Raw genomic sequence first — 18,566 nt, 5'->3', positions numbered from 1 at the left:
TCATTACCATGTCTGATACATCCGCTAGCACCGATCCCCGCAAGGACTCGCTGATTGAATACCCCAGCCTGTTTCCCATCAAAGTGATGGGCCTGCACGCGGATGACCTGGTGCACAACATCACCAAGCTGGCCAAAGAATTTGACCCTTTCTTTGACGCGACGACGGTTGAGTTGCGCCCCAGCAGCACCGGCAAATACCTGGGCGTGACGATCACCATCACAGCCACCAGCCGCGAACAGCTCGACGACCTGTACCGCGCCTTGACCAGCCACCCCATGGTCAAGGTGGTGCTTTGAGCGGCAACCACCTTCCCGCGCTGGATGCACGCCTGCTGGGCCGCGTGGACTATGCGGCCTGCAACATCGCCATGCAAACATTCACCGCCCACCGCGACGCCAGCACGGCTGACGCGCTGTGGCTGTGCGAACACCCCCCCACCTTCACCCAAGGCTTGGCGGGCAAACCCGAGCACGTGTTGGTTGCGGGCGATATTCCCGTGGTTGCCACCAACCGCGGCGGCCAGGTGACCTACCACGGCCCCGGGCAAGTGGTGGCCTACCCGCTGCTGGATTTGCAACGCCTGGGCTACTTCGTCAAAGAGTATGTCTACCGCCTGGAAGAGGCCGTGATTCGCACCTTGGCGCACTACGGCGTGACTGGCCACCGCGTGGCGGGCGCACCCGGTATTTATGTGCGGCTGGACGATCCGCGCAGCCATGCCGCACTGGAGCAGCGCCCGCAGCACCGCGCGCCCGGCAGTGCGGCGCCGCAACCTGACTTCACCGGGCTGGGCAAGATTGCAGCGCTGGGCATCAAAGTAAGTCGTCACTGCACCTACCACGGCGTGGCCCTGAATGTGGCCATGGACTTGAGCCCCTATCACCGCATCAACCCATGCGGGTATGCCGGCATGGCGACCGTGGATCTTTCTACAATCGGCGTCCAGACAACCTGGAACGAAGCGGCCCAAGTGTTTGGCAACCAGCTGATCACCCGCCTCGCGCCCTGAGACAACACACCATGAGCAGCAACGAAGTCGTGCGCGAAGCGCAGTCCGCCGAAAACTACAACCCGCTGGCCAAGCAAAAAGCGGCTGCCAAGCTCTCGCGCATTCCCGTGAAAGTGGAGCAGGCCGAAGTGCTCAAAAAGCCCGAGTGGATCCGCGTCAAGGCGGGCAGCCCCACCACACGCTTCTACGAGATTAAGGACATCCTGCGCGAGCAGAAGCTGCATACAGTGTGCGAAGAAGCCAGCTGCCCCAACATTGGCGAATGCTTTGGTAAGGGCACGGCCACCTTCATGATCATGGGCGACAAGTGCACACGCCGCTGCCCGTTCTGCGACGTGGGCCACGGCCGCCCCGACCCGCTGGACGTGGATGAGCCGCGCAAGCTGGCCGAGACCATCGCCCGCCTGCGCCTGAAGTACGTGGTGATTACCAGCGTGGACCGCGACGACCTGCGCGATGGTGGCTCGGGCCACTTTGTGGAGTGCATCAAGCAAACCCGCGCACTGTCGCCCACCACCCAGATCGAAATTCTGGTGCCCGACTTCCGCGGCCGCGATGACCGCGCGCTGGAAATCCTGAAGGCTGCGCCGCCCGATGTGATGAACCACAACCTGGAAACCATCCCGCGCCTTTACAAGGAAGCGCGCCCGGGTTCGGATTACCAGTTCTCGCTGAACCTGCTCAAGAAGTTCAAGGCCCTGCACCCGAATGTGCCGACCAAGAGCGGTCTGATGGTGGGCCTGGGCGAGACAGACGAAGAAATTCTGGAAGTGATGCGCGACATGCGCGCCCACGACATCGAGATGTTGACGATTGGCCAGTACCTGGCGCCCACCAACAGCCACCTGCCCGTGCGCCGCTACGTGCACCCCGACACCTTCAAGATGTTCGAGGCAGAGGCCTACAAAATGGGCTTTAGCCACGCGGCCGTCGGCGCCATGGTGCGCTCCAGCTACCACGCCGACCAGCAAGCCCACGCCGCGGGCGTGTAAAACGCAGCCCTGCCGCCGTCCTACAGCGGGCAACAAAAAAGCAACCCGAGGGTTGCTTTTTTAATAGCTGCTTGCGCTGGTGAAATCTTCATTTCACAGTGTTTTGATATTGAAAGCTAATGCACACAAGCGCTGATAGCTCACATTTTTCAAAACCCATTGCTTCATCATCAAAAAATGCGTGGCTAACCGGGAAAACCGCTGGCTGGCAAAAAACGACTCACAAGCCGGACAGGCTTGCTTGTCGCCCCACGATGAAACATAAACCACTGCAGTCCCTTGGAGTTCCCCCACCAGAGCAAGTTTGCGAGACTCAGTGCTGCGAACTATAACACTGAATGAGAATTAATCTCAAATAGTTTGTTTGCCCGAATGGCTTTTTTCGCTGCGCGGTCAGCTCGCCGCTGCCAGCACGTCTGCGGGAACATCCGCCTGCAGCACGGCCTGCGCCCACGGCTGCAGCTTGCGCGTGTCGGCGCGCAGCACCTCTTGCTTCACGCTCAGAATTTGCGCCGGGTGCATGGAGAAGCTGCGCAGCCCCAACCCCAGCAGCAAACGCGTCATGCTGGTGTCGCCCGCCATTTCGCCGCAGACGCACACCTGCTTGCCCATGTCATTGGCCGCTTCAATCACTTGCGCCACCAAGCCCAGCACCGCCGGGTGCAGCGGGTCGTACAGGTGCGCCACCGCTTCGTCCGCCCGGTCAATCGCCAGCGTGTACTGAATCAGGTCGTTGGTGCCAATCGATACGAAATCAAAGTGCTTGAGCAGACTGCGCACCATGATGGCGGCCGCAGGAATTTCAATCATGGCCCCCAGCTGCACCGCCCCGTAGGCGGCGCCCCGCGCATCCAGCTCAGCCTGCGCCAGTTTGACTTGCGCCACGATGCTGTGCGCCTCATGCTGGTGCGAGACCATCGGAAACAGCAAATGCACTTTGCCAAACGCCGCCGCCCGCAAAATAGCGCGCAACTGGGTGCGGAACATGGCCGGTTCCGCCAGGCTCCAGCGAATGGCACGCAGCCCCAACGCAGGGTTGAGTGACGTCTCTTTGAAGCCCTTGTCCAGGGGTTTGTCAGCCCCCACGTCGATGGTGCGAATGGTGACGGGCAAGCCTTGCATGCCATCCACTGCGGCCTTGTAGGCCTCGAATTGCTCTTCCTCGCCCGGCAACTTGCCTTCGCGCCCCATGAACAAAAATTCGCTGCGGAACAAGCCCACGCCCACCGCCCCCGCGCGCACGGCCGCGGCTGCATCGCTGGGCTGCTCAATATTGGCCAGCAACTCAACTTTCTGCCCGTCCAGCGTCACCGAGGGGGTGTGGCGCAAGCGCGCCAAGCGCTCGCGCTCCAGCACATCTTGCCGTTGGCGAAAGCGGTATTCCTCCAAGATGATGGGAGACGGGTCGACCAGCACAATGCCCGCATTGCCATCAATGATGATCCAGTCATCTTGGCGAATGAGCTGGCTGGCAGCGCGCGCCCCGACGACAGCGGGAATGTCCATGCTGCGCGCAACGATGGCGGTGTGGCTGGTTTTCCCCCCCACCGCCGTCACAAAGCCAGCAAACACACTGCGCTTGAACTGCAACATATCGGCCGGCGACAGGTCTTGCGCCACCAGCACCAGCGGGGCATCGGCCATGCCATCCAGCACGGGTTGCACCGCATCAGCAGCGGGCTCCGGCGGTTGCGCCACCGGGCATGCCGGGGCGCCCCGCATGTAGCGCAAGATACGGTCCGCCACCTGCTCCAAGTCGGCCTTGCGCTCGCGCAGGTAGGGGTCTTCCATTTCATCGAACTGGCGCGAGATTTGTTCCAGCTGCGTCATCAACGCCCATTCCGCGTTGTACAGGCGCTCGGAAATCCAGTGCCGCACGCCGGCCGCCAGCACCTCGTCTTGCAGCAGCATGAGGTGAACTTCCAGCAGTGCGGCCAGCTCGCCGGGCACATCGCCCGGAAGGTCGCTCATCAACCGCTGCAGCTCATCCACCACCGCGTTGCGAGCGGTGCGCGCACGCGCAATTTCTGCTTCGATTTGCGAGGACTCGATGAAATAGTGGCGCACTTCCATGCGGCTGGAAGCCACCACCACGGCACGCCCAATGGCAATGCCCCGCGAAACCGCCAACCCATGGATGGCAAATGTCATGCACTGATCCTTTTCAACTGTGCGCCAAGCAGCGCAAAGTGAGGCATCCCTGGCAGCGCCCAGCTACAGCGCTGCTGCACCGCCGTGTGTTACTGGCCTTCGCCAAACTTGTCGTTGATCAAGGCAACCAGCGCGTCCAGGGCTTCTTGCTCCTGGGGGCCGTCGGTTTCCAGCTCCACCACCGAGCCCATGCCGGCTGCCAGCATCATCACACCCATGATGCTTTTGGCGTTGATGCGGCGCTCGCCCTTGCTCATGAACACATCGCACGGGAAGCTGCCCGCCAGCTTGGTCAGCTTGGCCGAGGCGCGGGCGTGCAGCCCCAATTTATTGCTGATGGTGATCTCTGTCTTGACCATGTTCTTTCCGGGAATTCTGGTTTTGAGGTGCCCCACCACCACCGACTTGCAGCATGCCTTGCTGCCCCCCTGCCAGGGCGCGCGCAGTTTGCTGCTCCAACGGTTCATGCCGGTAGCAAATGGCGCGCAGCAACATGGGCAAATTGACACCAACCAGCAAGCGTGCGGGCGTGCCTTCCACCAAGCGGTGCGCCACATTGCTGGGCGTTGCACCAAACACATCGGCCAGCACCAGCGTGCGTGCCGCGCCGCTGTGCGCCAGCAAGGTCTGTGCAGCGGCCAGGGTTGCTTCGGGGCTTTCATGGGGCGGAACGTCCAGCACACTGACGTCATCGCCACAGTCTGCAAAAACGTGCAACGCGCATTCGCGCAGCGCATGCGCCAGGGGCGCGTGGGCAATCAACAGGATGTGGTTGGCGGTTGTGGTCATGGGCTTTGTTTTCCGTAGCCATTATGGCGCGGCGGCACGGCCCAAGCCCTGGGCATAAGCCTGTATGGCAGTCAGCCACACTGGTTGATTGCGTTATTTCAAGATAATGCTGTTGAAGAAGGTATTGGCCGTCTGGTGATAGGCCTTGGGCGCATAAATCACCGCGTGGTAGATGCGCGCTTTGTTGCCTTCTTGGCGGGCAAACCAGACACCGTGGGTGGTCACCGTCCAGCCTGCGCGCCCGACGCCCTGCACAGTGGCGCGGATCGAGCGGGGCAAGTCCATCGCACCAGCGGGCACAAACTGCGCTCCGCTTTTGGCGCCATCGCCATCGACTGCATCAAACTGCGAGAGCACCGCCACTTCCCAAAACGCCAGCGCATCGTCGGCCTGCGCTGCATCATTCAACACCCACTGCGACATGGCGAACGTGGAGTCCACCGCATCACAGCCCATCATGCTGACGGGGACACTGCCAATCTCCATGCCAAAATCGACCGGTGTGCGCGCAAACTCTGGCGCACAGGGGAAGCGCATTTCCAGCCCGGCCTCATCCCATGACACAGATTGCCACGGCATCTCTGGCTCTTGGCTGCCACACGCGGACAACACCAGCGCGGTGGCAGCCGCCGCGGCGTAACGCATCAGGGTTTGAATCTTGCTCATAGCTGCATTATCGGCAGCGCTGCACCAAACTGGATAGCGAACTTTTACCGATCCGCTCACTCCTAGAGAACTACACGCCGCGTGGGCTTGGCCCAGCGCTGTGCTTCGCAACTTGGCAAACTTGGCAAAATAGCAAGCTATGGCAATCAAACACATCGTGGCAGGCGTTGCGCTTGCAGCATTCGCGGGCTTAGGCGCCTATGTCTACGTGGGCGAGGGTGCGCAGGCGGCACCGTCTTCTCATTTTGTGCTGCTCGACGGCTCCAGCAAAAGCACCCAAGATCTGCAGGGCAAAGTCACCCTGGTGAACTTCTGGGCCACCAGCTGCGTCACCTGCGTGGCGGAAATGCCCGACATCATTGCCACCCACAACAAATACAAAGACAAGGGTTACGACACCCTGGCCGTGGCCATGCAGTACGACCCACCCAGCTACGTGGTGAACTTTGCCCAGTCGCGCCAGCTACCATTCAACGTCGCGCTGGACAACACCGGCAACATTGCCAAAGCCTGGGGCGATGTGAAGCTGACCCCCACCACCTACATCGTCAACAAGCGCGGCGAGATCGTCAAAACCTATATTGGCGCACCCAACTTTGAGGAGCTGCACCAGTTGATTGAAAAACTGCTGGCGCAAACCTAGGCCTGTACCCAGCCAAGCGCCATCGTCATAAAAAAGAGAGCTGCCAGCGCATACCTTGCAATGGTTTCAACGCATTAATGCTTTGAAACCCAGCAAAATCAAGCGCTATCAGCTCTCTTTTTGACTGACAAACCCAGGGACTGTGCCCTGCGGGCGGTGCTTAGCGGTTACGGAAAGCGTCGTGGCAGGCCTTGCAAGTTTGCGCAGCAGGGCCAAAGGCGGCTTTCAGCTGTGCCAAATCACCGGTCTTGGCCGCTGCGGCCAACTTGCCGGCTTCTGCCACAAACTTGTTGGCATGCTCATCAAACTTGGCCTTTTGCGACCAGGCCTCAGGCTTGGTCTTGCCACCTTCGGTGCCCGCGCCAAACGCTTGCCAAGGCAATGCAGCAATGGTTTCCAGCACTGCGCCATTTTGTTTGGCCAAGTCTGCGTTAAATTCTGCGCGGCCATTGGCCATGGCGCCCAAGCTGCCAAAGTGCTGGCTCATCACGAACAGCGAACTTTGGCGGTATTTGACGGCATCTTCTGATTTGCCAAACTTCAGCGTATCGGCTGAAGCAGAGACACCGACCAACGCGGCAGACAGTGCCAAAACTGCGGTGGCGAGGCTTTTCACTTGCATGGGGAACTTCCTTTCTTGCTATAAAACTGAGCGACATAGTTGCTCTGACCGTAGGGAGTATCGCTGGGCGAACCCGGTTCCCCAAGCGTTCTGCCTTTTTTTGATGCACCGCAGCAACCCATCACCTCTTGTACGTACATTCACCATCTTATGAGCACCACCCACACCCCTCGCCTGCGTATCTGGGACCTGCCGACCCGTTTGTTCCACTGGCTGCTTGCCGCAAGCATCATCGCCTTGGTGGTCACCGCCAAGGTGGGCGGCAACGCCATGGAGTGGCATTTGCGCTTGGGCCACGTGGTGCTGGCGCTGCTGCTTTTTCGCGTGGTCTGGGGCTTTGCGGGGGGCTACTGGTCGCGCTTTAGCACCTTCATCCCCAGCCCGACACGCTTGGTGCGCTACCTCCAAGGCCAAGGCACTGCGGCAGACAAAGCGGGCCACAACCCCTTGGGCGCCCTGTCGGTGATTGCCATGCTCCTCATCTTGGCTGGGCAGGTAGGTACAGGACTGGTGAGCGATGATGAAATCGCTTTTGCGGGTTCGCTGGTGCGCTTTGTGTCAGGCGACACCATTGCCTGGGCCACCAGCTGGCACAAAAGCTGGGGGCAGTGGCTGGTGTATGCGATTGTGGGGCTGCACATCGCCGCCATCGTGGGCTACAGCGTGTTCCGACGCGAAAAGCTGGTGCCTGCCATGCTGCACGGCGACAAACCCGACCTCCCCCAAGACCTCCCTGCCAGCCGCGATGGCTGGGGTGCCGTGCTGCCCGCTGCATTCTTTGCCGCCGCATGTGCCGTCATGGCTTATTGGGTATGGACGCGGGCGACATCGTTCTAACCCTATGCACCTGATGCCCTTGCGGGGCTACACTGAGGGCTTGTTCTTCTTTGCTTGAGCACACTTGTTTTGACTGTGGATCCGCATTGTGTGGCAATTGATGTCGCCACCTCCGCCCAAGACATGGCCATCGCCGCCCAACTGTTTCGCGAATACGCAGACAGTTTGGGGCTTGACTTGGCCTTTCAGAACTTTGACAACGAACTGGCCCAGCTCCCTGGCGACTACGCTGCCCCGCGCGGCGCCTTGCTTCTGGCCTATGTCGACGGCGCACTCGCTGGCTGCTGCGCGCTACGGCCACTTGATAACGCAGACATCCCCAACGCCGCAGAGATGAAGCGCCTGTATGTGCGCCCCGCCTTTCGCGGCTTTGGCTTGGGGCGCCAACTGGCCGAAACCATTCTCGATGCGGCGCGCCAAGCAGGTTATACCAGCGTCCTGCTGGACACACTGGACGATATGGAAGCTGCGCGCAATCTCTACGCAGATTTGGGTTTTCAGAGCATCGAGCCCTACTATCACAACCCCATTCCCGGGGCCCACTACCTCAAGGCTGATATTTACTGAGCTTTGTGCAGCCATGAAAAAAGCGCTGCCTTGGCAGCGCTTTTTTGTACAGAACACCCGAAGATCAGGCCTTGGCTTGCGCCAGCAAAGTAGCCGCATCCGAGACTTCAAACTTGCCCGGACCTTCCACGTTCAGCGTCACCACCTTGCCATCCTTGATCAGCATGGAGTAGCGATTGCTGCGCAGACCCAGACCCTTGCCATTCAGATCCAGCGTCAGGCCCAAAGCCTTGGCCAGCGCTGCATCGCCATCGGCAATCATACGCACCTTGCCGCCAGCCTTTTGTTCACGGCCCCAAGCGCCCATCACAAAGGCGTCATTGACCGCCACGCACCAGATCTCGTCCACGCCCGCGGCCTTGAAAGCATCAGCCTGCTGGATGTAACCAGGCAGGTGGCTGACCGAGCAAGTGGGGGTAAATGCACCAGGCACCGCAAACAACGCGATGGTTTTGCCAGCTAACGCAGCAGGCAGCTCTACGGGGTTGGGGCCAATGCTGCAGCCATTGCCCTCCACTTCCACGTATTCCATCAACTTCACTGCGGGCAGTGCATCTCCAACTTTAATCATGAGTGTCCTCCAATGTGGTTTGAATCGCTTGGGTGTTCACTGGCTGCGCACACGATATGTCGAGCCTGAAAACAAAAAAGCGACCCACATTGTGGGTCGCTTTTCAAGACTATGCAGTCAAAGCGGTTGAACGCTTAAACCAGTGCAGCCTTTTGCACCAAGCGGGTTGCAACCCAGTTCTTGGTCTTGGACAGAGGACGGCTCTCGGTGATTTCGATGGTGTCACCCATCTTGAATTCACCTTGCTCGTCGTGTGCATGGTACTTGCTCGACTTGATCATGATCTTGCCGTAGATGGGGTGCATCACGCGACGCTCCACCAACACAGTCACAGTCTTTGCGCGCTTGTCGCTCACCACCTTGCCAATCAAGGTGCGCTTGAGGGATGTTTTAGCTTCCGTCATGTCGGCTCCTTACTTGGCGGCTTGCTTTTCAGCAAGGATGGTCTTGGCACGAGCGATATCGCGGCGAGTAGCCTTCAATGTCGCAGTGTTGCCCAGTTGTTGCGTGGCTTTTTGCATACGCAGACCGAAGTGAGCCTTTTGCAAGGACTTCACTTCAGCTTCCACAGCGGCGACGTCTTTTTGGCGGAGTTCAGCAGCTTTAGTCATGTTGATTCTCCTTATTCACCAATGTGACGCGACACGAATGTCGTACGCAGAGGCAGCTTTGCAGCGGCCAGACGGAACGCTTGGCGTGCCAGCTCTTCAGGAACACCCACGATTTCGTAGATGATCTTGCCGGGCTGGATTTCGGCCACGTAGTACTCGGGGTTACCCTTGCCGTTACCCATACGCACTTCAGCAGGCTTAGTGGAAATAGGCTTGTCGGGGAACACACGAATCCAGATACGGCCGCCACGCTTAACGTGACGCGAAATCGCACGACGTGCGGCTTCGATCTGACGGGCTGTCAGACGACCACGGTCGGTAGACTTCAGACCGAAATCGCCGAAAGCAACAGCGTTGCCACGGGTAGCGATACCGGTGTTGCGGCCTTTGTGTTCCTTACGGAACTTGCGGCGTGCAGGTTGCAGCATGTTTATTCTCCTTTACCGTCCGCTGCTGTAGCGGGCGCGTCAGTCTTGCGAACGCGCTTAACGGAGTCAGCACCAGCGCCAGCAGGCTTGTCGCTGCCGTCTACAGGAGCTGCGTTACCGCCTGTGGGGCGGCGGGCACCACGACCTGCACCGTCACGACGGCCATCGCGGCGGGGGCCACGTGGACGACGCTCGTCGTCAGGACGGGGAGTTTCTACGGCGGGCAGGTCGTTGCGGCCCAAGGTATCACCCTTGTAAACCCACACCTTCACGCCGATGATGCCGTAAGTGGTCTGCGCTTCAGAGAAGCCGTAGTCGATGTCAGCGCGCAGAGTGTGCAATGGCACGCGGCCTTCGCGGTACCACTCAGTACGGGCGATTTCGATACCGTTCAGACGACCGGACGACATGATCTTGATACCTTGGGCACCCAGACGCATGGCGTTCTGCATCGCGCGCTTCATAGCGCGACGGAACATGATGCGCTTTTCCAACTGCTGGCAGATGGAGTCGGCGATCAGCTTGGCATCAATTTCAGGCTTGCGCACTTCTTCGATGTTCACAGCAACTGGCACGCCCAGACGAGCAGTGAGTTCCTTCTTCAAGGCCTCAATGTCTTCGCCCTTCTTGCCAATCACAACACCAGGACGTGCCGAGAAGATCGTGATGCGGGCGTTCTTTGCAGGACGCTCGATCACAACGCGTGCCACAGCAGCGTTCTTCAACTTAGCCTTCAGGTACTCGCGAACCTTGATGTCTTCGGCCAGCATGCCGGCGAAGTCACGGTTGCTAGCGTACCAACGGCTAGCCCAGTTACGGCTTACAGCAAGGCGGAAGCCGGTAGGATGGATTTTCTGTCCCATATTCTTCCTTTAGGCCTCAGTTACCAACTGTCACGTAGATGTGACATGTGGGCTTGCTGATGCGATTGCCGCGACCCTTTGCGCGCGCTGTGAAGCGCTTGAGCGTAGTGCCTTGCTCGACGTAGATGGTCTTAACCTTCAATTCATCGATATCGGCGCCGTCATTGTGCTCAGCGTTAGCGATAGCGGATTCCAGAACCTTCTTCACGATCACAGCAGCTTTTTTCTGCGTGAAAGTCAAGATGTTCAGAGCTTGATCCACCTTCTTGCCGCGGATCAGATCCGCGACGAGGCGACCCTTGTCAACCGACAAGCGGACGCCACGGAGGACTGCACGTGTTTCAGACATGGTCGTTCCTTACTTCTTGGCCTTCTTGTCGGCGGGGTGACCCTTGAAGGTACGAGTCAGAGCGAATTCGCCCAACTTGTGACCTACCATTTGGTCGGTGATGTAGACAGGCACGTGCTGCTTGCCGTTGTGCACAGCAATGGTCAGACCGATGAAATCGGGCAGAACCATGGAGCGACGCGACCAAGTCTTGACGGGCTTCTTATCCTTAGTAGCTACGGCTTTTTCAACCTTAGCAACCAAGTGATGGTCAACAAACGGACCCTTTTTGAGAGAACGAGTCATTTGCTACCCCTTACTTTTTACGACGCGACACAATCATGTTTTGTGTGCGTTTGTTGTTACGGGTGCGGTAGCCCTTCGTCAGGTTACCCCATGGGTCAACTGCGTGACGGCCTTCGCCAGTCTTACCTTCACCACCACCGTGCGGGTGATCGATTGGGTTCATTGCAGTACCGCGGACGGTAGGACGAATACCCATCCAACGCTTCACACCGGCCTTACCGTAGCGGCGCAGGCTGTGTTCTTCGTTGGCAACTTCACCGATGGTGGCGCGGCATTCGATGTGAATTTTGCGCACTTCGCCGGAACGCATACGCACTTGGGCGTAAACGCTTTCGCGGGCCAGCAATGTAGCGGATGCACCAGCGGAACGAGCGATTTGAGCGCCGCCTGCAGGTTGCAGTTCGATACAGTGGATGGTCGAACCCACGGGGATGTTGCGGATAGGCAGGGTGTTACCAACACGGATAGGCGCTTCAGAGCCGCTCACGATGGTTGCACCCACAGCCAAGTTGCGAGGAGCAATGATGTAGCGACGCTCGCCGTCTGCATAGCATACCAAAGCGATGTGCGCGGAACGGTTAGGGTCGTACTCAATGCGCTCAACCTTGGCGGGGATACCGTCCTTGTTGCGCTTGAAGTCCACCACGCGGTAGTGGTGCTTGTGACCACCGCCCTTGTGGCGTGTTGTGATGTGACCGTTGTTGTTGCGACCGGCCTTTTCGGATTGCGCTTCCAGCAAAGGAGCGAAACCAGCACCCTTGTGCAGGTGGTCACGAGTCACCTTCACCGCGCCGCGACGGCCAGGCGAAGTTGGTTTGAGTTTGATAACAGCCATGATTAAGCAGCCTCCCCAGACAGGTTCAGCTCTTGACCGGGCTTCAGACGCACATAAGCCTTGCGAACATTGTCGCGACGGCCAATGGTCTTGCCAAAGCGCTTGGTCTTGCCCTTGGTGTTCACTACAGAAACGCCCAAAACTTCAACCTTGAACATCAATTCCACAGCGGCCTTGATTTCGTGCTTGGTAGCGTTTTGCAGCACCTTGAATGTCACTGCGTTGGACTGCTCAGCAACCATGGTGGCCTTTTCGGACACGATGGGAGCAACCAGCACTTGCATCAGACGACCTTCGTCAAACTTGAGTGTGCTCATGCGAACATCTCCTTGAGTTTGTCGATCGCACCCTTGGTGATGAGTACTTTCTTGTAATGCACCAGAGAAACGGGGTCTGCGTAGCGGGGTTCCACCACAAACACGTTCTTCAGGTTGCGCGAAGCCAGGTACAGGTTTTCGTCGATTTCTTCAGCGATCACCATCACTGACGACTGCAGGTTCATGGACTTGAACTTGTCAGCCAAGACCTTGGTCTTGGGAGTGTCAACAGTCAACGAATCCACCACTGCCACACGACCTTCGCGGGCCAGCTGAGACAGGATCGAAGCCATACCAGCACGGTACATCTTCTTGTTGATCTTCTGCGTGAAGTTTTCTTCAGGCAAATTGGGGAATGTGCGACCGCCCCCACGCCACAGAGGCGAGGAAGTCATACCAGCACGTGCACGGCCTGTACCCTTTTGTTTAAAAGGCTTGGCTGTGCTGTGGCGAACTTGCTCACGATCCTTTTGAGCGCGAGTGCCTTGACGACCGTTGGCACGGTAGGCAGTCACGATCTGGTGGATCAGATCTTCGTTATAAGCACGACCGAACACGGTTTCAGGAGCGTCGAAAGTCGACGCCGCTTGGCCTTGTTCATTCAGGAGTTCGAGCTGCATTAGTTCGCTCCTTTGGAAGCTTTAGCCTTGATCGCAGGACGGACGGACACAAAGCCACCCTTGGAGCCAGGAATGGCACCCTTGATCAACAGCAGTTGGCGTGCTTCGTCAATGCGAACCACATCCAGGTTTTGGGTAGTCACGGTGTCAACGCCCATGTGACCTGTCATACGCTTGCCGGGGAACACGCGACCGGGGTCTTGTGCCATACCGATAGAGCCAGGTACGCGGTGCGAACGGCTGTTACCGTGCGAGTTGCGTTGTGCGCCGAAGTTGTGACGCTTGATCGTGCCAGCAAAGCCCTTACCGATTGTTGTGCCTTGCACATCAACCTTTTGGCCTACGCTGAACAGATCAGCCACGGGCACAGTAGCGCCAGCTGCGTACTTGGCAGCTGTATCTTCTGTCACGCGGAATTCTTGTGTAACTTCACCGGCTTCAACGCCCGCCTTAGCGAGGTGGCCAGCTTCAGGCTTGGTCACGCGCGATGTCTTGCGTGTACCGAATGTGACTTGCAAAGCCACATAGCCATCGTTCTCTTGGGTTTTGACCTGAGTCACGCGGTTGTTAGAAACATCTACCACTGTGACAGGCACTGCGTCCCCATCATCAGTGAACAGACGCATCATGCCCACCTTGCGACCCAGCAACCCCATGGAGTTGCTCAGACTCATTTGTTTCTCCAAAACTCTCGCCGCTGTAACTGCAATTGGCCCAGCGTTGCACCCAACTCAGAGATCTGAAAGTGCACGAAAGAAGGTTAATAAAACTTCGCCATTTTGGCGAAGCTCCAAATTCTAACGCGAACTGCTTTTTCAAGCAAGTTCGCGTTAAAAGAAGACCTTATAAGGCGCCGCAAGCAGCGCCCAAGAAGTTCTTATTGCAGTTTGATTTCGACGTCCACGCCAGCAGGCAGGTCCAGCTTCATCAAGGCATCAACAGTCTTGTCGGTAGGATCGACAATATCCATCAGGCGTTGGTGAGTACGGATTTCCAACTGGTCACGCGAAGTCTTGTTCACGTGGGGCGAACGCAGGATGTCGAAGCGCTTCATGCGTGTAGGCAGAGGCACAGGACCCTTAACGATCGCGCCAGTACGCTTGGCGGTATCGACGATTTCAGCTGCAGACTGGTCGATCAACTTGTAATCGAAAGCCTTCAGACGGATACGGATTTTTTGCTTAGACATTGTTAATTCCTAGCTTTCCTAAGAATTAGGCAATGATCTTAGCAACCACGCCGGCGCCAACAGTACGACCACCTTCGCGGATAGCGAAGCGCAGACCTTCTTCCATGGCGATAGGAGCGATCAGCTTCACAGTGATGGAGACGTTATCGCCAGGCATCACCATTTCCTTGCCTTCAGGCAGCTCGATGGAACCAGTCACGTCAGTTGTACGGAAGTAGAACTGAGGGCGGTAGTTGTTGAAGAAAGGAGTGTGGCGACCGCCTTCGTCCTTGGACAACACATACACTTCGGAAGTGAAGTGGGTGTGGGGCTTGATGGAGCCGGGCTTGCACAGCACTTGGCCACGCTCCACGTCTTCACGCTTGGTGCCGCGCAGCAGCAGACCCACGTTGTCACCAGCTTGGCCTTGATCCAGCAGCTTGCGGAACATTTCCACGCCTGTACAGGTGGTCTTTTGGGTGTCCTTGATACCGACGATTTCGATTTCTTCGCCAACCTTGATGATGCCGCGCTCGATACGGCCTGTCACCACGGTACCGCGACCGGAGATCGAGAATACGTCTTCCACGGGCATTGCAAAGGCACCGTCCACAGCACGCTCAGGTGTGGGGATGTAGGAGTCCAGCGCTTCAGCCAGCTTCAAGATCGCAGGCTCACCCTTGTCAGAAGTGTCACCTTCCAGGGCCAGCTTAGCGGAGCCACGGATGATAGGTGTGTCGTCACCAGGGAAGTCGTACTTGTCCAGCAATTCGCGGACTTCCATTTCCACCAGCTCCAGCAGTTCTTCGTCGTCCACCATGTCGCACTTGTTCAGGAACACGATGATGTAAGGAACGCCAACCTGACGAGCCAACAGGATGTGCTCACGAGTCTGGGGCATTGGGCCGTCAGCAGCGGAGCAAACCAAGATAGCGCCGTCCATCTGAGCAGCACCAGTAATCATGTTCTTCACATAGTCAGCGTGACCAGGGCAGTCAACGTGAGCGTAGTGGCGAGTAGCAGTTTCGTACTCAACGTGCGAAGTGTTGATGGTGATACCACGGGCCTTTTCTTCAGGCGCGTTGTCGATCTGCGAGTAGTCACGTGCTTCGCCGCCAAAGTGCTTGGACAGCACAGTAGCGATAGCAGCCGTCAGGGTAGTCTTACCGTGGTCAACGTGGCCAATGGTGCCCACGTTCACGTGGGGCTTGGTACGCTCGAACTTTTCTTTTGCCATTGCAAATTCTCCAAATAAAAGAGCAAACCTGTGTGGGGTTTTAAGGTCTGCATCGCATTGCTGCTTCACTTCGCACAGGTAACAAAGTGGCACACGATCGCAGACCGGCAATCTGCACCCAAATCACTTCAAAAAGCACTTTGGGCCAAATGATCAATTATGACCGATTTGCGAATTACTTAGCGCGGGCAGCCACGATGGCTTCAGCCACGTTGCGAGGAGCTTCTGCGTAGTGCTTGAACTCCATCGTGTAAGTAGCACGGCCTTGTGTTTGCGAACGCAGCGAAGTGGCGTAACCAAACATTTCCGACAGTGGCACTTCTGCCTTGATGGCCTTGCCGCCACCAACCATGTCTTCCATGCCCTGCACCATGCCGCGACGTGAAGACAAGTCACCCATCACGGTACCGGCGTAGTCTTCAGGCGTTTCCACTTCCACAGCCATCATTGGCTCCAGAATTACAGGATTTGCCTTCTTAGCGGCTTCCTTGAAACCAAAGATCGCAGCCATCTTGAACGCTTGCTCGGACGAGTCCACATCGTGGTACGAACCGAATGTCAAGCGAACCTTTACGTCCACCACAGGGTAGCCAGCCAACACGCCCGAGGTCAGGGCTTCGATCACACCCTTTTCGACTGCAGGGATGTATTCGCGAGGCACCACACCGCCCTTGATTTCGTCCACAAACTCAAAGCCCTTACCAGCTTCCTGGGGCTCCAGCGTGAACACGACGTGACCGTATTGACCCTTACCACCGGACTGGCGAACGAACTTGCCGTCCACATCCTTGACGGTCGAGCGCACGGTTTCGCGGTAAGCAACCTGGGGCTTGCCCACGTTGGCTTCCACGTTGAACTCGCGCTTCATGCGGTCAACGATAATTTCCAGGTGCAACTCGCCCATACCGGCAATGATGGTCTGACCGGATTCTTCGTCGGTACGCACGCGGAAAGATGGGTCTTCAGCAGCCAGACGCGAGAGGGCAATACCCATCTTTTCTTGGTCGGCCTTGGACTTGGGTTCCACAGCCTGTGCAATCACGGGCTCAGGGAACACCATGCGCTCCAGCACGATAGGTGCTGCGATATCACACAGAGTTTCGCCTGTGGTCACATCCTTCAGACCCACACAAGCAGCGATGTCGCCAGCGCGAATTTCTTCAACTTCTTGACGCTCGTTCGCGTGCATCTGCACGATACGACCGATACGCTCTTTCTTGCCCTTCACAGCATTCAGAACGGTTTCGCCCTTGGTCAAAACGCCCGAGTACACGCGCACGAAAGTCAGCTGACCAACGAATGGGTCAGTCATCAGCTTGAATGCGAGCGCAGAGAACTTCTCTTCGTCGTCAGCCTTGCGCGACAGCTTCTTCTCTTCGTCATCAGGATCGGTACCTGTAACGTCAGGAATGTCGGTAGGTGCAGGCAGCAAGTCCAGCACGGCGTCCAGCATGCGCTGCACACCCTTGTTCTTGAAAGCCGAGCCGCACAACATGGGCTGGATTTCGGTTGCGATGGTACGCTGACGCAGTGCAGAGATGATCTCTTCTTCGGACAAGTCACCTTCTTCCAGGTACTTGTTCATCAACTCTTCGCTGGCTTCAGCCGCAGCTTCCACCATGTTTTCGCGCCACTTCTGAGCCACTTCGACCAGCTCAGCAGGGATCTCACGGTATTCAAACTTCATGCCCTGGGAAGCTTCGTCCCAGAAGATGGCCTTCATCTTGATCAGGTCAACCACGCCTTGGAAGTTGTCTTCCGCGCCGATTGGCACCACGATTGGCACGGGGTTGGCCTTCAGGCGCAGCTTCATCTGGTCCACGACCTTGAAGAAGTTCGCACCGGTACGGTCCATCTTGTTCACAAAGGCCAGACGAGGCACTTTGTGCTTGTTGGCTTGGCGCCACACGGTTTCGGATTGGGGCTGCACACCACCCACCGCGCAGTACACCATCACAGCGCCGTCCAGCACGCGCATGGAACGTTCCACTTCAATCGTGAAGTCCACGTGGCCGGGGGTGTCGATGATGTTGATGCGGTGCTCAGGGCGGGTCAGGTCCATACCCTTCCAGAAGCAGGTCACAGCAGACGATGTGATCGTGATACCGCGCTCTTGCTCTTGCTCCATCCAGTCAGTGGTCGCAGCGCCGTCGTGCACTTCGCCCAGCTTGTGGGTTACGCCTGTGTAGAACAGGATACGTTCGGAAGTGGTGGTCTTACCTGCGTCGATGTGTGCCGAGATACCGATATTGCGGTAGCGGCTAATGGGGGTCTTGCGAGCCATGATTGATCCTTGATTGATCGGGGAGAGAGTCTGCGATCACCCTGCCTTGTGCGCTGGGGCCAGCAGTTCTATATGGGGGCGCCTTGAATCGAGACAAGGCCGCAGGCAAGATTTGCGAGCGGCCCGTCTGGTTTCAAACTGCTACAGCAGCTTAGAAGCGGAAGTGGCTGAATGCCTTGTTGGCTTCGGCCATGCGGTGCACTTCGTCACGCTTCTTCATGGCGCCGCCACGGCCTTCGGTGGCTTCCATCAGTTCGTTGGCCAGACGCTGGGCCATCGACTTCTCACCACGCTTGCGGGCAGCTTCCTTGATCCAGCGCATGGACAGAGCCAGACGACGGACGGGACGCACTTCAACGGGCACTTGGTAGTTAGCGCCACCCACGCGGCGGGACTTCACTTCCACCATGGGCTTCACGTTGTTGATAGCTGTAACAAACACTTCCAAAGCTTCCTTTTCAGGCTGCTTCTTGGCGATCAGATCCAGAGCACCGTAAATGATGCGCTCTGCAACCGCCTTTTTGCCGCCTTCCATGATCACGTTCATGAATTTGGACAGCTCTACGTTACCGAACTTAGGATCCGGCAGAATTTCACGTTTGGGGACTTCGCGACGACGTGGCATTTTTTACCTCTATCTTTGCTTCAGTTGGTGACTTTTCAGACACCGCGAGAGCTAATCAAAGTCTCTCACTTACTCGACCCACGCAAAACATTTG

The 18,566-nt window shown here is 57.6% G+C and carries 26 protein-coding genes; 6 read left to right on the top strand and 20 right to left on the bottom strand.

Features of this window, described 5'->3' with window-relative positions; genetic code table 11:
* Positions 1-8: 8 nt before the first annotated feature.
* From QEP12_RS05235 to lipA, 3 genes are all read left to right on the top strand, one after another.
* Complete coding sequence (locus tag QEP12_RS05235) at positions 9-299, top strand: YbeD family protein (protein WP_284213575.1); 291 nt, start codon at positions 9-11, stop codon at positions 297-299.
* A 71-nt stretch (positions 300-370) separates the two neighbouring features.
* Positions 371-1,012: a lipoyl(octanoyl) transferase LipB gene (gene lipB, locus QEP12_RS05230; protein ID WP_257469268.1), complete on the top strand. Its 642-nt coding sequence runs from the start codon at positions 371-373 to the stop codon at positions 1,010-1,012.
* Positions 1,013-1,023: 11 nt separating this feature from the next.
* Positions 1,024-2,004, top strand: a complete 981-nt coding sequence (lipA, locus tag QEP12_RS05225; protein WP_284213573.1) for a lipoyl synthase — start codon at positions 1,024-1,026, stop codon at positions 2,002-2,004.
* 393 nt (positions 2,005-2,397) lie between these two features.
* Here lipA and ptsP read toward each other — a convergent pair whose 3' ends face one another.
* The 4 genes from ptsP to QEP12_RS05205 form a co-directional block, all read right to left on the bottom strand.
* Positions 2,398-4,155 (bottom strand): phosphoenolpyruvate--protein phosphotransferase, encoded by a 1,758-nt coding sequence (gene ptsP, locus QEP12_RS05220; protein WP_284213572.1) that lies wholly within the window; start codon positions 4,153-4,155, stop codon positions 2,398-2,400.
* A gap of 89 nt (positions 4,156-4,244) precedes the next feature.
* Positions 4,245-4,514, bottom strand: a complete 270-nt coding sequence (locus tag QEP12_RS05215; RefSeq protein WP_284213571.1) for an HPr family phosphocarrier protein — start codon at positions 4,512-4,514, stop codon at positions 4,245-4,247.
* The gene (locus QEP12_RS05210; RefSeq protein ID WP_284213570.1) at positions 4,483-4,944 is read right to left on the bottom strand and encodes a PTS sugar transporter subunit IIA; all 462 of its coding nucleotides are present in this window, start codon (positions 4,942-4,944) and stop codon (positions 4,483-4,485) included. The genes QEP12_RS05215 and QEP12_RS05210 overlap by 32 nt, the downstream gene beginning before the upstream one ends.
* A 93-nt stretch (positions 4,945-5,037) precedes the next feature.
* Positions 5,038-5,610 carry a hypothetical protein gene (locus QEP12_RS05205; protein ID WP_174862202.1) on the bottom strand — a complete coding sequence of 191 codons (573 nt, stop codon included), beginning with the start codon at positions 5,608-5,610 and terminating at the stop codon, positions 5,038-5,040.
* 139 nt (positions 5,611-5,749) lie between these two features.
* On the opposite strand from QEP12_RS05205, the gene QEP12_RS05200 reads away from it, so the two are divergent.
* On the top strand, positions 5,750-6,253 hold the full coding sequence (locus QEP12_RS05200; RefSeq protein ID WP_219163520.1) for a TlpA disulfide reductase family protein: 504 nt from the start codon (positions 5,750-5,752) through the stop codon (positions 6,251-6,253).
* A 160-nt stretch (positions 6,254-6,413) separates the two neighbouring features.
* On the opposite strand, the gene QEP12_RS05195 is transcribed toward QEP12_RS05200, so the two are convergent.
* Positions 6,414-6,875 (bottom strand): c-type cytochrome, encoded by a 462-nt coding sequence (locus QEP12_RS05195; protein WP_174862201.1) that lies wholly within the window; start codon positions 6,873-6,875, stop codon positions 6,414-6,416.
* Positions 6,876-7,025: 150 nt separating this feature from the next.
* On the opposite strand from QEP12_RS05195, the gene QEP12_RS05190 reads away from it, so the two are divergent.
* Together QEP12_RS05190 and QEP12_RS05185 are read left to right on the top strand one after the other, a co-directional pair.
* A complete protein-coding gene (locus QEP12_RS05190) occupies positions 7,026-7,712 on the top strand; it encodes a cytochrome b/b6 domain-containing protein (protein WP_174862200.1) in 687 nt (228 codons plus the stop codon).
* Between the two features lie 123 nt (positions 7,713-7,835).
* On the top strand, positions 7,836-8,279 hold the full coding sequence (locus QEP12_RS05185) for a GNAT family N-acetyltransferase (protein WP_174862207.1): 444 nt from the start codon (positions 7,836-7,838) through the stop codon (positions 8,277-8,279).
* Between the two features lie 64 nt (positions 8,280-8,343).
* On the opposite strand, the gene QEP12_RS05180 is transcribed toward QEP12_RS05185, so the two are convergent.
* The 15 genes from QEP12_RS05180 to rpsG all read right to left on the bottom strand — a co-directional run bounded on the left by QEP12_RS05180 (position 8,344) and on the right by rpsG (position 18,472).
* Positions 8,344-8,850 carry a peroxiredoxin gene (locus QEP12_RS05180; protein ID WP_174862199.1) on the bottom strand — a complete coding sequence of 169 codons (507 nt, stop codon included), beginning with the start codon at positions 8,848-8,850 and terminating at the stop codon, positions 8,344-8,346.
* A 134-nt stretch (positions 8,851-8,984) separates the two neighbouring features.
* Complete coding sequence (gene rpsQ, locus QEP12_RS05175; protein ID WP_174862198.1) at positions 8,985-9,254, bottom strand: 30S ribosomal protein S17; 270 nt, start codon at positions 9,252-9,254, stop codon at positions 8,985-8,987.
* A 9-nt stretch (positions 9,255-9,263) separates the two neighbouring features.
* Positions 9,264-9,461, bottom strand: coding sequence for a 50S ribosomal protein L29 (gene rpmC, locus QEP12_RS05170; protein ID WP_174862197.1), 198 nt, complete (start codon positions 9,459-9,461; stop codon positions 9,264-9,266).
* A gap of 11 nt (positions 9,462-9,472) precedes the next feature.
* Positions 9,473-9,889 (bottom strand): 50S ribosomal protein L16, encoded by a 417-nt coding sequence (gene rplP / locus QEP12_RS05165; RefSeq protein ID WP_042418921.1) that lies wholly within the window; start codon positions 9,887-9,889, stop codon positions 9,473-9,475.
* Between the two features lie 2 nt (positions 9,890-9,891).
* A complete protein-coding gene (gene rpsC / locus QEP12_RS05160) occupies positions 9,892-10,752 on the bottom strand; it encodes a 30S ribosomal protein S3 (protein ID WP_219163516.1) in 861 nt (286 codons plus the stop codon).
* Between the two features lie 16 nt (positions 10,753-10,768).
* Positions 10,769-11,101 (bottom strand): 50S ribosomal protein L22, encoded by a 333-nt coding sequence (gene rplV / locus QEP12_RS05155; RefSeq protein ID WP_042418925.1) that lies wholly within the window; start codon positions 11,099-11,101, stop codon positions 10,769-10,771.
* Between the two features lie 9 nt (positions 11,102-11,110).
* A complete protein-coding gene (gene rpsS / locus QEP12_RS05150) occupies positions 11,111-11,386 on the bottom strand; it encodes a 30S ribosomal protein S19 (RefSeq protein WP_174862195.1) in 276 nt (91 codons plus the stop codon).
* A 10-nt stretch (positions 11,387-11,396) separates the two neighbouring features.
* A complete protein-coding gene (gene rplB, locus QEP12_RS05145) occupies positions 11,397-12,221 on the bottom strand; it encodes a 50S ribosomal protein L2 (protein ID WP_219163515.1) in 825 nt (274 codons plus the stop codon).
* Positions 12,222-12,223: 2 nt separating this feature from the next.
* The gene (gene rplW / locus QEP12_RS05140) at positions 12,224-12,538 is read right to left on the bottom strand and encodes a 50S ribosomal protein L23 (RefSeq protein WP_174862193.1); all 315 of its coding nucleotides are present in this window, start codon (positions 12,536-12,538) and stop codon (positions 12,224-12,226) included.
* Positions 12,535-13,158: a 50S ribosomal protein L4 gene (gene rplD / locus QEP12_RS05135; protein WP_219163513.1), complete on the bottom strand. Its 624-nt coding sequence runs from the start codon at positions 13,156-13,158 to the stop codon at positions 12,535-12,537. The genes rplW and rplD overlap by 4 nt, the downstream gene beginning before the upstream one ends.
* Entirely contained in the window at positions 13,158-13,832 is a 675-nt protein-coding gene (gene rplC, locus QEP12_RS05130) for a 50S ribosomal protein L3 (RefSeq protein WP_174862191.1), read from the bottom strand. The genes rplD and rplC overlap by 1 nt, the downstream gene beginning before the upstream one ends.
* 203 nt (positions 13,833-14,035) lie before the next feature.
* Complete coding sequence (gene rpsJ, locus QEP12_RS05125) at positions 14,036-14,347, bottom strand: 30S ribosomal protein S10 (protein ID WP_005796953.1); 312 nt, start codon at positions 14,345-14,347, stop codon at positions 14,036-14,038.
* A gap of 25 nt (positions 14,348-14,372) precedes the next feature.
* The gene (gene tuf, locus QEP12_RS05120; protein ID WP_174862220.1) at positions 14,373-15,563 is read right to left on the bottom strand and encodes an elongation factor Tu; all 1,191 of its coding nucleotides are present in this window, start codon (positions 15,561-15,563) and stop codon (positions 14,373-14,375) included.
* Between the two features lie 175 nt (positions 15,564-15,738).
* A complete protein-coding gene (gene fusA / locus QEP12_RS05115; protein ID WP_219163512.1) occupies positions 15,739-17,847 on the bottom strand; it encodes an elongation factor G in 2,109 nt (702 codons plus the stop codon).
* A gap of 151 nt (positions 17,848-17,998) precedes the next feature.
* Positions 17,999-18,472 (bottom strand): 30S ribosomal protein S7, encoded by a 474-nt coding sequence (gene rpsG / locus QEP12_RS05110; protein ID WP_219163511.1) that lies wholly within the window; start codon positions 18,470-18,472, stop codon positions 17,999-18,001.
* Positions 18,473-18,566: the final 94 nt, after the last annotated feature.

The sequence above is a fragment of the Comamonas jiangduensis genome (genome assembly GCF_030162955.1).
Lineage (GTDB): Bacteria > Pseudomonadota > Gammaproteobacteria > Burkholderiales > Burkholderiaceae_C > Comamonas > Comamonas jiangduensis.
The sequence above is the reverse complement of the archived record's forward strand: the minus strand, read 5'-3'. Positions and strand labels throughout refer to the sequence as shown.